This window comes from Flavobacterium sp. DSP2-3-1, assembly GCF_049896865.1.
Classification (GTDB): domain Bacteria; phylum Bacteroidota; class Bacteroidia; order Flavobacteriales; family Flavobacteriaceae; genus Flavobacterium.
This window is the reverse complement of sequence record NZ_JAFCVD010000010.1, coordinates 101,618-113,881: the sequence shown is the minus strand read 5'-3', so window position 1 is coordinate 113,881 and position 12,264 is coordinate 101,618. Positions and strand designations below refer to the sequence as shown.

At 34.5% G+C, this 12,264-nt stretch carries 10 protein-coding genes and 1 pseudogene; 5 read left to right on the top strand and 6 right to left on the bottom strand.

All coding sequences use genetic code 11. The features are described from left to right. Window positions 1-71: 71 nt before the first annotated feature. Both ACP7AT_RS12490 and ACP7AT_RS12485 read right to left on the bottom strand, forming a co-directional pair. On the bottom strand, window positions 72-1,196 hold the full coding sequence (locus ACP7AT_RS12490) for a cysteine desulfurase family protein (protein WP_426064651.1): 1,125 nt from the start codon (window positions 1,194-1,196) through the stop codon (window positions 72-74). 17 nt (window positions 1,197-1,213) lie between these two features. Next, the gene (locus ACP7AT_RS12485; RefSeq protein ID WP_426064650.1) at window positions 1,214-2,134 is read right to left on the bottom strand and encodes an EamA family transporter; all 921 of its coding nucleotides are present in this window, start codon (window positions 2,132-2,134) and stop codon (window positions 1,214-1,216) included. A 204-nt stretch (window positions 2,135-2,338) separates the two neighbouring features. Here ACP7AT_RS12485 and ACP7AT_RS12480 point away from each other — a divergent pair, with 204 nt between their 5' ends. Next, the gene (locus ACP7AT_RS12480) at window positions 2,339-3,283 is read left to right on the top strand and encodes a hypothetical protein (RefSeq protein ID WP_426064649.1); all 945 of its coding nucleotides are present in this window, start codon (window positions 2,339-2,341) and stop codon (window positions 3,281-3,283) included. 139 nt (window positions 3,284-3,422) lie between these two features. On the opposite strand, the gene ACP7AT_RS12475 is transcribed toward ACP7AT_RS12480, so the two are convergent. Together ACP7AT_RS12475 and ACP7AT_RS12470 are read right to left on the bottom strand one after the other, a co-directional pair. Next, the gene (locus ACP7AT_RS12475; RefSeq protein WP_426064648.1) at window positions 3,423-3,974 is read right to left on the bottom strand and encodes a Smr/MutS family protein; all 552 of its coding nucleotides are present in this window, start codon (window positions 3,972-3,974) and stop codon (window positions 3,423-3,425) included. Beyond that, entirely contained in the window at window positions 3,967-4,149 is a 183-nt protein-coding gene (locus ACP7AT_RS12470; RefSeq protein ID WP_426064647.1) for a hypothetical protein, read from the bottom strand. Before ACP7AT_RS12470 ends, ACP7AT_RS12475 begins: the two co-directional genes overlap by 8 nt. A 101-nt stretch (window positions 4,150-4,250) precedes the next feature. Between ACP7AT_RS12470 and ACP7AT_RS12465 the strand changes: the two genes are divergently transcribed. Continuing rightward, complete coding sequence (locus ACP7AT_RS12465; protein ID WP_426064646.1) at window positions 4,251-4,529, top strand: DUF2752 domain-containing protein; 279 nt, start codon at window positions 4,251-4,253, stop codon at window positions 4,527-4,529. An 83-nt stretch (window positions 4,530-4,612) separates the two neighbouring features. Here the strand turns inward: ACP7AT_RS12465 and ACP7AT_RS12460 are convergent. Then, a pseudogene (locus ACP7AT_RS12460) lies at window positions 4,613-4,912 on the bottom strand (DUF1003 domain-containing protein); the annotation flags it as partial. A gap of 488 nt (window positions 4,913-5,400) precedes the next feature. On the opposite strand from ACP7AT_RS12460, the gene cysM reads away from it, so the two are divergent. Further along, window positions 5,401-6,288 (top strand): cysteine synthase CysM, encoded by an 888-nt coding sequence (gene cysM, locus ACP7AT_RS12455; RefSeq protein WP_426064644.1) that lies wholly within the window; start codon window positions 5,401-5,403, stop codon window positions 6,286-6,288. A 123-nt stretch (window positions 6,289-6,411) separates the two neighbouring features. After that, complete coding sequence (locus tag ACP7AT_RS12450) at window positions 6,412-7,104, top strand: SGNH/GDSL hydrolase family protein (protein ID WP_426064642.1); 693 nt, start codon at window positions 6,412-6,414, stop codon at window positions 7,102-7,104. An 84-nt stretch (window positions 7,105-7,188) separates the two neighbouring features. Here the strand turns inward: ACP7AT_RS12450 and ACP7AT_RS12445 are convergent, their stop codons facing one another. Then, window positions 7,189-7,599: an OsmC family peroxiredoxin gene (locus ACP7AT_RS12445; RefSeq protein WP_426064641.1), complete on the bottom strand. Its 411-nt coding sequence runs from the start codon at window positions 7,597-7,599 to the stop codon at window positions 7,189-7,191. A 132-nt stretch (window positions 7,600-7,731) separates the two neighbouring features. On the opposite strand from ACP7AT_RS12445, the gene ACP7AT_RS12440 reads away from it, so the two are divergent. After that, the gene (locus tag ACP7AT_RS12440) at window positions 7,732-12,219 is read left to right on the top strand and encodes a T9SS type B sorting domain-containing protein (RefSeq protein WP_426064639.1); all 4,488 of its coding nucleotides are present in this window, start codon (window positions 7,732-7,734) and stop codon (window positions 12,217-12,219) included. Window positions 12,220-12,264 lie beyond the last annotated feature (45 nt).

The following is a 12,264-nucleotide window of genomic DNA, read 5'->3' as shown; positions in this document are numbered from 1 at the left end:
ATTAATTAATACCCAAAACGAAGCGAATGAGAACCTAAATACCACTAAAGATTTGCTGTACCGCAGAACTTTTATATGGTTTTTAGTGCAACAATAAGTGCATCAATATCTTCTTTTGTATTGAAATGACTAAAAGAAATTCGTAAACTAGGTTTCTTTAAATCTTCATTCGAAAGCATTTCGGCTAAAACATGCGAAGGTTTGATACTTCCGGATTGGCAAGCACTTCCGCGGGAAACTGCAATCCCTTTCATATCCAAATGAAATAAAATCATTGCTGTTTTATCCGCTGAAAAAGGCAATAAAACATTCAAAACCGTATAAAATCCATCAACATTTCCATTGATTTCAAAAGCTGGAAATTCAAGTTCAAGTTGGCTAATTAAATAATTTCTTAATTCAAAAATATGATTTCGTTCCCTTTCTAAATTACTGTACGACAATTCCAATGCTTTTGCCATTCCGGCAATTTGATGCAAAGCCTCAGTTCCGGCCCGAAGTCCTTTTTCTTGTTCACCTCCAAAAAATAATGGTTGTAACCCGGAGTTTTTTCTAACAAAAGCAAATCCAACTCCTTTTGGTCCATGAAATTTATGCGCACTGGCTACGATAAAATCAACCGATAATTTCTGTAAATCGATTGTTATTTTTCCAACAGACTGCACCGTATCCGAATGAAATAATGCGCTGTGCTCTTGGCAAATGCGGCTTATTCGTTCCAAATCCAGAACGGTTCCTGTTTCGTTATTCACATGCATCAAACTAACTAATGTCTTCTTTTCCTGCGAAAGTAATTCCACCAAATCTGTGATGTCAATTTGCCCATTCGATTTTATTGCAACATAATCTACCTGAATACCATACTCTTTTTCTAATGCTAAAGCCGTATACAAAACCGCATGATGCTCGATTTTACTGGTAATTATTCGTTTTACTTTCAAATCTTTAACGGCAGAACGAAGAATCCAATTGTTGGCTTCCGTACCGCAAGAAGTAAAAATAATTTCCTGAGCCGTAGCATTCAAATTTTTGGCGATTGCTTTTCTGGATAGCTCCAAGATATTTTTTGCGGTACGTCCTAAACTATGTGTTGACGAGGGATTTCCGTAATCCTCCATTAAAACTTTGGTCATTTCCTGAATTACTTCGGGGCGAATCGCAGTGGTGGAGGCGTTATCAAGATATACTTTTTTCATTTTTTAAAATTATAAAATTATTTTAAACCCTCGATTTCTGTTTGAATCATTTTCGATCTTCTGGAAAAGAGTATTCTTTCATTAAAAACAACTATCGATACCAAAATTAGAAAATAAGAGAACAATTGAATGAAACTTACTTGCTCTTTGTAATAAAATATGGCCAATAAAAAATTAATAATAGGGTTGATGTAAATCATAATTCCTACCGCAGAAGAGTTGATTCCTTTTAGCGCATAAAGATTTAAAAACAATGGAATAATGGTGAAAAACACCACAATCATAAACATACAGCTATAAAATAAAGGCTCCATAGGAATTACTCCACTGTATTTTGGATAAAAAGGAAGCAGTACAACTGCTGTAAAAATCAACTGAATCGTCAGCCCCAAAAATTTATCTAAATCGTTATTTTTTCGTTGGCTCACTAAATAGAACGCATATGTCGCCGCGGTAATAAGGCTGTAGAATATATCCTGAAAATGGTTGAATGATAATAATATACAACTAAAAAAACTGATTGAAACAGCGACCCACTGCCATTTACTGAGCGTTTCTTTCAACATAAAAAAGGCAAAAACAGTCGTTACAATTGGACAAATCAAATAGGCTAGTGATGCCGCATTGACACTGACATGATTCATCACATATATGTAAACAAACCAGTTTGAGGAGAGAAACACGCCACCGCCAAGTGTCAATAAAACAACATTTCTCTTCTGTTTAAAAGAGATGTTTTTGAAATGATTCCAATTTTGTCGCATTACTTTTCTGCGGAAAACAACATTGATTAATACCATCGTAATCACGCTAAAAAATACCCGATAAAACAAAATATCCAAAGAAGGATAATTATGCAAGGGTTTTAAAGCAAAACTAAAAAAACCCCATATAAAAAAAGCTATGAAAGCAGCCGAATAATATTTGTTAAGTTTCATGAACAGTATTAAATTGGTGCAAAGATAACGAATCCAATTGGCTTTGAATGACAGCAATCCTCACAATACCGCCAACTAATATTTGATATTTACAGTGTAATTATTCGAATATAATACTTAAAACCCTGTTAAATAATCTATTTTTAAACGGTAATGTAATTGGAACAAATTAAAAATTCTATTTTTGTTATAAATATTATAAAAATGAAAAGAGTCCTTAGCTTGTTGGTTTTTGTCCTGTTCTTAAATGGTTGTGATGATGGCGATTTAATTCAAGAAGACATCAATTTCGAAGATGTTATCGCACAAAAATGTCCCACAAATAGCATTATTTATAAACTAAAAGACAGTGAAGCACTTATTTTTGAAGCAACCGGAATTACTTTCCCAACGGAAACCACTTCACAAGAATTTACGATCAGTGATTCCAATCGCGTTCTTTATCGTTTTTATAATGGTCTAGTAAGCAATTTGACAATCTGCGAATCAATACCGCCAGCAACTCCCATCGTCACGGATCAATGGACCGCTACAGGCGGACAAATAGTGATAAATACAACTGCTGTAAAAACCACAAATCAAACAGATAACAGAACGACAATTACAGGATATAACCATAATATCACCTTTAAAAACATCACCTTTGACAAAGGGAATGGCACTCAAGTATATGAGACATTCGCTTTTGGAGACTATTTGACTGCGGCAACGCCTCTGCCTTTCGCATTCAATAAGACTCTTGAACAATGCAGCGCTTCGAAGCAATTATATGATTACAATAGTAGCGAAGCACTAATTCTTGATGTTGATTCTGCTTTAATTGTTAATGAAGCAACACCGCTAAATGCTCCAAGAACCGGATTGATAAGTGAAACAAAAAACAAACTTACCTACCGATTATTCTCTGGTTTAGTAACTGGCGCTTATTTTTGTAATGCTACTTTTCCGGCAACACCCGTAGTGACTGAAGAATGGATTGGAGTGGCTGGAGTTGCTAATACAAGCGGTATAGTCGAAGTAACTACCACTGTTTTTGGTAACGGCTTCAAACACACCGTTGTCCTTAAAAAAGTAAAAATGAAGAAAGGAAACAGCGATTTTATTTTGGGCGATAATTACATCTACGGTGAATTATTAACTACGAATTAATGCTGAATTCAATCAAAATTCAACGCTAAAAAAAGCTGCTTTTACGGCAAAAAAGATCCCGATTTTAAATGAATTTTAATTAGAAAATTCATTTAAAATCGGGATTCTTTTTTTCTATTTTTAATGTAAACAATACTACCTACATGGCACTTTGTTTAATAAAAACTTCAGTGGCTCCTTGCCCATATTTTTGATAGTTGCCTTCTTGAAAAGCAATGTTATCATAACGCCCTAAAAGGAAATCCAACTCTGCTTTTAAAATTCCTTCACCAACTCCGTGGATAAAAACAATCTTAGGAATACGATTCCGAATGGCAAATTCTATGTGGCGTTTTGCTGTTTCAGTCTGCAAAGTCAAAATATCATAATTAGACATTCCGTGTTTATTTGGAACTAGTTTTTCAATGTGTAAATCAAACTCCGGAGCTGAAATCTCATGTTTTGATTTCTTTTCTTTAACAAAACTTCTTGGTTTTGGGATCTCCTTTTCTTTTGAAACTTCACTTACATTTATTCTTCTTATAGAATCCATTAAATTACTGGAATCTTTTACTTTAATCAATTCATTGACAAAAAATGTCATCGTAAATCCATCCTCTGTCTCTATCGTTACCTGTTGCTCTTTAACAGATAACACTACCCCGTTCATAGCTTCATCCAGCACTGAAACCTTATCTCCCTTGTCAAACATTTTCGTCTTCTTTATCTTGATTCTTACTTGGCGTTTTGGCACTCAATTGCATCATTCCCATCATGAAAATTACAATGGCGATTATCATTACATACACATTTTTTTCGGCACTTACCTGCTCATATAAAGCAACAATAATGGCGATAATCATTATAGGAATTATAAACTTTTTCATCTTTTAAAATATAATATTCCAAAAGTAATGAATTTAAAATTGCTTCATTTAATATTGAAAAAGTTTCTTATTTTTTCGTAGAATTGTAAAAAGAAAAACCATTGGATTTAGAAAAATACATGATGCCGTGTTTGAGCAAAACTCTTTTTGGAGTGGAGTGTTTAAGCTGTGGTTTTCAGAGAGGATTTTTGCTGCTTTTGCAAGGCGATTTCGTAGGTGCTTTTAAGATGTATCCGGCCATTTTTACTACGTTGTTATTTTTAGGAATTCTAGGTCTGAATCTTATCGACAAAAATAGGAGTTACAAAAAAATCATCATTACCTCCGCAATCCTCAATGGTGCTTTTATGATTGCGGGTTATTATTTTAAGCACTATTAACACATTATTTTTTTTTGACTTCAAAACAAAAAAAGCAATTTACTCCTGGTCAAAATATCATTCATCATTTCGATTTGCACTTTCTAAATTTCTATTAATTCTTCTTTTTGATGCATAATCGAATAATCCAGTTTTTCATGAAGTATTTGGATCTCAAGATCTGATTTTAGATTTAGTATATAATCTTTTTTGGGTCTGCCGCGGTCTTTTACTTCCTGTAGATTTTGACTGTTCATAATTACCGTAGTTTATAGTGCGGCAAGACACGACAAAATTAGATTCAATAAAATAAACGGATACTTATCAAAACCGTTATTCATCGGAATATAAATTTTGGCCAATATTCGCAACAAAATAAATACACCAAAGAAAATGATACATTTCCAGCTTCCGCCAAAAGAAGCTACTTTATCCGCAACTGAAAATTACTTTTTTAGAAATATCACTTATAAAAGTCGAAGTACTTTTCAAAGATTTTTATTTATTAGCTAATTTAAAAAAAACGTTGGTATCAAAACTAAATAATGATATGAGGACATTGAAAATAAGTATGTATGAAATAATTCTTTAGTTTCAAAAATCACGAAACAATCGTAAACACCGTCTTCACGGAATATTTATTTAACAAAATTGTCTCAATAAATTCGATAGCTTTAAGTCCATCAAAGTAATATTCCGAAATAGTTCAATATCTTTGTGGTTCGTTTTAAAACCTTTGAAAATGTCACCGAAATACAAAAACATTCTTTTCCGCTGTTGCTGTTGCTGTTTTTAAAATTAGCGCTTTATAAATAGTTTTTACCAATAAATACGTATTGTAATTTAAGGAATAATCAGATTACTACAATTCAAACACAAGACTTTAAACAGCATGAAACCACAAAAAATATTAGATTTAATAGGAAATACACCTTTAGTCGAATCTACCCATTTGATACAAAATAAAAACGTAAAACTTTTACTGAAACTGGAAGGAAATAATCCCGGAGGAAGCTTGAAAGATCGTGCGGCGTACAACATGATAAAATCGGCATTGGAAAGAGGAGATATTAAAAAAGGCGACAAACTTATTGAAGCGACGAGCGGTAACACCGGAATTGCTTTGGCGATGATTGCGCAATTATTTAAAATCGAAATCGAATTGATTTTGCCTGAAGATTCCACCATAGAACGTATGCAAACCATGCGTGCTTATGGCGCAACCGTAATTTTGACACCCGCAGCAACCGGAATAATTGGCTCCAGAGATTATGCCGATAAAAAAGTAGCCGAAGGCGGTTACATCATGCTTAATCAGTTTGCAAACGACGACAACTGGAAAGCGCATTATAAAACGACAGGTCCCGAAATATGGAATGATACGGAAGGAACCGTTACCCATTTCGTTGCGGCAATGGGAACAACAGGAACGATTATAGGAACGTCAACGTATTTAAAAGAGATGAATCCTATGATTCAAATTGTAGGTGCGCAACCCAGCGACGGGTCCCAAATTCCGGGAATCAGAAAATGGCCTCAGGAATATTTACCCAAAATATTTGATGCCAAGAAAGTAGATACGATCATAGAAGTTTCGGAGCAGGAAGCACGTGCCATGACTAAACGTTTGGCACTTGAAGAAGGAGTTTTTGCAGGAATGAGCAGTGGTGGTTCCGTGGCAGTTGCCGTAAAAATAGCTGAGAAATTAGAATCTGGAGTCATTGTCGCTATTATTTGTGACCGAGGCGATAGGTATTTATCTTCCGACTTGTTTGATTAAATTATACTAAAAACTAAATCGCAACCTTCCTTTTCTGTATCTTTCGAATATAAATGGAAGGTTGTTTGGTTTTAATTCGTTAGTACAAAATTTCCTTTTTGTGCATTTTAAATTCGTTTACAAATGAAAAACATCAAATTAATTTACAGCATATTATTTTTATCAATCATTATGGGAGGAAAAGTACGCGCGCAGGATTGGCCGAATTTAAATAAATATCAAAATGAAAATGCGAATTTGAAACCGGTAGCACAAGGAGACAAAAGAATAGTATTTATAGGCGATTCCATAACCGAATTTTGGAGTGTATTAAATCCTGAATATTTCGCCGGAAAACCATACGTTAATCGCGGCATCAGCGGCCAAACCTCTCCACAAATACTTATTCGTTTTAGAGCCGATGTTATAGCATTAAAACCCGCTACGGTAGTTATTTTGGCGGGGATAAATGACATTGCCGGCAATACTGGTCCTTCAACATTAGAGATGATAGCAAATAATATTTTCTCGATGGCCGAATTGGCAAAAGCAAACCAGATAAAAGTGATTTTGTGTTCTGTATTGCCAGCTTACGATTTCTCTTGGAAACCCAATCAAAATCCTGCTGAAAAAGTTTTGGCACTAAATAAAATGATAAAAAAATACGCTGACGCTAATAATATTCTATATCTCGATTACTTTTCGGCTATGGCAGATGAACGGAACGGATTAAAAACTGCTTATTCCGAAGACGGTGTACATCCCAACAACGTAGGTTATCAAATTATGGCTCCGCTTGCTGAAAAAGCAATCACGAAAGTTTTAGCAAGGAAATGAAGAAATAAATAGAAAACTATTTTTATCAAAAACAAAAAGGCTCGATTTAAATAAAATCGAGCCTTTTGTTGTGTAAATTGTCTTTTATACTAAAGTAGCTGTACTTGAAATCGCTGCATTTAACACTTTAGAAACTGGACAGTTTTTCTCAGCTTTTGTCACTAATTGTTGAAAAGCATCCTCTGCTATTTCCTTTACTTTTGCTTGAACCGTTAAGTGTGACGTTACAATTGTTCCGTCCACAAAATCAATGTCGCATTTGGTTTCGATACTTTCAATTTCAAAACCTTCTTCGCTTATGTAAGCCGAAAGTTGCATAGTAAAACAGCCTGCGTGCGCCGCTGCAATCAATTCTTCCGGATTTGTTCCTACTCCTTCTTCAAAACGGGATTTGAACGAATATTGTGTGTCTTTTAATGTGGTAGTTTGCGTGGTTAGTTTCCCAGCTCCTTCTTTTAGTGAACCTTTCCAGACTGCGGTTGCATTTCTTTTCATATTTTTCTGTTTTCTGTTGACTCAAATTTACTTCTTTTATTAAAAAATACTTTTAAACAAATGATAATTTAACTAAAATTTAAAGGTCATTTTTCATTAAAAAGATAATATAAATTTCGCTATTTTTAACACATGAAAAAAACTTTACTTATTTTATGTATTTTTTTATCAATAAGTTGCTTTGCTCAATTTAGCAAAACACATTACATACCGCCATTGACCTGTGCTACAAATTTAGCAGGGGATCATTATTTATATATTTCTACACCAAGCAGCACAAATGTAAATTTTAAAATTATTGCAAATGGAGCAACTATTGTTACGGATGTTGTAAAAAATAACACACCTTATATTTATTTTATAGGACAAGGTCAAGACACACAATTGTTTACTCCAAAGAGTAGTATTGGCATTGTAACAAATAAAGGATTTATAGTTGAAGCTGAAGATTTAATTTATGTAAGTGTTCGTGTTAATGCAGGCCTTACTCAAACAGGTACTTATGTTCATGCGGGAGGACTGGTGTCAAAAGGGAACAGTGCATTAGGTAAAAATTTCAGGTTAGGTGCAATGTTTAATCCACTTTTCGATACTAGTGTATTGAACTTTGCATCGATTTTAGCTACAGAAAATGGTACAAAAGTCACGATCTCGAATATTGAAATCGGAACTAGACTTTCTAATGGCACCTCTATTACTGGACCAATAGAAATTATTTTAAACAAAAATGAAAGTTATGTTATAGCACTTGAAAACTACAACAATTCTGTTTCCAATAGCTTTAAAATGATTGGTGCTTTAGTGGAATCAGACAAACCAGTAGTGGTTAATTCAGGTTCCTTTGGAGGGAGCAATAGCACATTGCTTAATGTTCAAGGCTTTCCTGCAGGAAGAGACGTTGGATTTGACCAAATTGTCCCTTTTGAAAAAACAGGAAAAGAATATATTTTTGTAAAAGGGCTTGGTGCGGGACTGAATATGGAGTTAGAACGTGTTTTGTTGATTGCAAATAAACCACTTACCACTATATATTTGAATGACAATACCACACCTTTTATAACGTTAAATAATCCCGGTGATTATGTGGCTATTGATGGAAACCAATTTGTTAATGGGAATCTTTATGTAAAATCATCAGAAAATATATTTGCGTATCAAAGTATTGCGGGAAGTAATTCTCCCGCCAATCAAAATTTATTTTTTGTTCCACCTTTAAATTGTAGTACACCCAGCATTGTGGATAATATTCCATCCATTGAATCGATTGGCAATGTATTATATAATGGCGGATTGAATATTGTTACTGAAACAGGTGCTACAGTAACCATAAATAACAACCCGATCAATAGCGTTGCTGTTCCAGTAACAGGAAATACGAATTATGTGAGATATACCCTTTTTAATTTGGCAGGAAATATTACAGTTAAATCTACGAGGCAAGTGTATGTTTCTTACTTTGGTACAAATGGCGCTGCAACTTATGGGGGCTATTATTCCGGATTTGACACTAAACCAGAAATTGTTACAGATAAAATTGCTGTAGCGAACTCCGCGTGTATACCCAATGTTATTTTGAAAATTAGTACTTTATCTTCGTATGATACTTTTCAGTGGTATTTCAATGATAATCTAATTAACGACGCAAATTCAAATTCATATAAACCCACACAACCGGGATATTACCAAGTAAAAGGAAGTATTACAAATTGCCCTAATACCGACCCTATATTTTCAGATAAAATTCCGGTTAGCGCTTGCCCATTAGATTCAGACAATGACGGTACCAATAACAACATTGACGTCGACTTGGACAATGATGGAATCATAAATAATTCTGAAGCCAATATTTCGCTGCTAAGCCAGTCGAATACCACCTTAAGCCCAGATTATAATGCTACCATTACGGGAAGCGGAACGATTATCGGAAAACCATTATATGGATTTGTATCTGCAGTTCCAGCTGGAATAATAAATTCTGTATCATATACCTTAAATCTAATAAAAACAGAAAGTATTAGCATTAATTATATATCGCAGGATAATCCAAACCAAACTACTAATATTTCTGAATATTTAAATGCTGAAGGTGATTTTGTATTAAAAGTTCCTGCCGATAAAACAATTACTTTGACAGATCCGCAAAATCAGTTACTAGTGGATACTAACTATGACGGAATTTTTGAAAGCGGTGTAACAGAATATTCATCTTTCGAAATCCGTTTCAGACTAAAAAGCACCACTCCATTAGCTCCTGGCTTAGGAAGCTTTCAATTTTCATCTTATCTCACTAATTCAGTTACTCTGTCTCATACTAATCTTTCTGACGCAACAGTAAACAAAGCTATTTTCATGATTAATCGTACACAAACTTTTGATTCGGATTTAGACACAATTCCAGATATATTGGATATTGACAGTGATAATGACGGAATTCCTGATACCATTGAAGCACAAGGCAAAGGCTTTAAAGTTTTTTCTGGAATTGATGCCAATAAAAATGGTCTGGATAACGCTTTTGAACCTGGATTAATCCGAATTAACACTGACGATGATGTTTTTAATCCTTTTCCAGTTGTGTATGATATATTAGACTTAGACAGTGACAATGACGGAATTTTTGATTTAACTGAATCTGGCGGTATGGTTATCGATGCTAATAACGATGGAATTATTGATGGCTCAACTGCTGCTTTTGGTACGAATGGTTTATTTGACGGACTTGAAACGAGTCTAGATAGCGGCAAACTAAAGTATACCATTTCTGACACCGATTTGGATGGCACTTTAAATTACATCGATTTGGATAGTGATAATGATCTCTGTTTTGATGTTATTGAAGCCGGTTTTAGTGACCCCGATGCTAATGGATTATTAGGCAATAACCCCATAATGGTAGATACTAAAGGGAGAGTTACAAGCGGTGTAGGCTACATGATCCCAAATAACAATTACGTAATTGCTGCGCCAATAGTAATCTCCGCTCAACCTCAGGCAAGTCCAACCTGTGAGTTAGAAAATACCACAATCACAGTCCTTGAGAATGGTGGAAATACGTATCAGTGGCAATTGTCAACTGACGGAACAACTTGGAATAATATTCTGAATAATGCAAAATATCAGAATGCAACAACAAAAACTTTAACATTGATAAAAGTTACCAATGCAATGAATGGTTATAAATACAGAGTGAAACTGGATAAAATTGGAAATTCATGTGGCTTGATTTCTTCCGAAACTACTTTGACAATTTATACTTTACCGGTAGTCAATGCTGTCACAATTGTACAATGTGATGATGACACAGATGGTTTCTCTGATTTTAATTTAACCGTGAAAAATGACGCGATTTCTTCTAATGCACCGTCGGAAACATTCACTTATTACACCTCCCTTGCCGGAGCTGAAAATACAGATTCCACTAAATTAATTACCAATTCATTAGCTTTTAGAAATAAAGTTTCAGGAAGCATGCCAGTTTGGGCAAGAGTAGAAAATAATAATGGCTGCATCAGTGTCGCTCAAATAACATTGGTGGTATCTACTACCCAAATTCCAGCTTCATTCACTCGGTCGTTTTCTACGTGCGACGACTTGGGAGTAGCAAATAATGATACGGATGGCATCGCAACCTTCGATTTTAGTAGTGTAGCCACTGATATTTTAGCTACTCTTCCACCGTCAAATTCTTCTTATTCGATTAAATTTTATAAAAATGAAGCTGATGCTTTATCCGAAAATTATGAGATAACAAATACTTCAAATTACAGAAATGAAGGCTATCCAAATCAACAAAAAATTTGGGTTCGAGTAGAAAGCACTGCTAATAATGCCTGTTACGGTTTGAGTCCAAGAGTTACTTTAATCGTCAATCCAAAACCAAATATTGATACAAATGAAGATTTGAAAGAAAATAAATTAGTTTGCTCTAATCTTCCTACTTTTTTTGTAAAACTCGATGCTGGCATTCAAGACGGTTCACCAACCACCGATTATACCTACATATGGTCAAGGGATAATAACATTCTGCCGAATCAGACAAGTTATACTTTGGATGTAAATCAAGAGGGGAATTATGCTGTAGAAGTCAGAACACTTGCCGGCTGCAGCAGAATAAGAAACATAAAAGTAACCGCTTCAGATGTTGCGAAAATTACAAATATTGCTATCACAGATTTGTCCGAAACCAATACGGTGACAGTTACGGTAAGTGGACAAGGAGAGTATGAATACAGTATTGATGCACCGTTTGGACCTTTTCAAGATTCTAATTTCTTTGATAATATAGCTGCTGGAATACATGAAGTATACATCAATGATAAAAATGGTTGTGGAACAGTGAGCCAAAAAATAGCCTTAATTGGCGTACCTAAATTTTTCACTCCAAATGGAGACGGCCAAAATGATTATTGGAATGTAAAAGGAGTAAATGCTAATTTTAATGCAAATTCTACTATCTATATTTATGACCGGTACGGCAAGTTGCTAAAACAAATTACGGCCAGCAGTCAAGGTTGGGACGGTACGTTTACCGGACAGCCTTTACCCTCTGATGATTATTGGTACGCCATAAAATTAGATGACGGAAGAGAAGCTAAAGGCCATTTTAGTTTAAAGAGATAACAGAATAAAAAAAAATATCTCATAAATTAACCTTCTGAGCATGTT

Coding starts and splice junctions, on each gene's coding strand:
- ACP7AT_RS12490 (WP_426064651.1), bottom strand. CDS start 1,196: ATGAAAAAAGTATATCTTGATAACGCCTCCACCACTGCGATTCGCCCC.
- ACP7AT_RS12485 (WP_426064650.1), bottom strand. CDS start 2,134: ATGAAACTTAACAAATATTATTCGGCTGCTTTCATAGCTTTTTTTATA.
- ACP7AT_RS12480 (WP_426064649.1), top strand. CDS start 2,339: ATGAAAAGAGTCCTTAGCTTGTTGGTTTTTGTCCTGTTCTTAAATGGT.
- ACP7AT_RS12475 (WP_426064648.1), bottom strand. CDS start 3,974: ATGTTTGACAAGGGAGATAAGGTTTCAGTGCTGGATGAAGCTATGAAC.
- ACP7AT_RS12470 (WP_426064647.1), bottom strand. CDS start 4,149: ATGAAAAAGTTTATAATTCCTATAATGATTATCGCCATTATTGTTGCT.
- cysM (WP_426064644.1), top strand. CDS start 5,401: ATGAAACCACAAAAAATATTAGATTTAATAGGAAATACACCTTTAGTC.
- ACP7AT_RS12450 (WP_426064642.1), top strand. CDS start 6,412: ATGAAAAACATCAAATTAATTTACAGCATATTATTTTTATCAATCATT.
- ACP7AT_RS12445 (WP_426064641.1), bottom strand. CDS start 7,599: ATGAAAAGAAATGCAACCGCAGTCTGGAAAGGTTCACTAAAAGAAGGA.
- ACP7AT_RS12440 (WP_426064639.1), top strand. CDS start 7,732: ATGAAAAAAACTTTACTTATTTTATGTATTTTTTTATCAATAAGTTGC.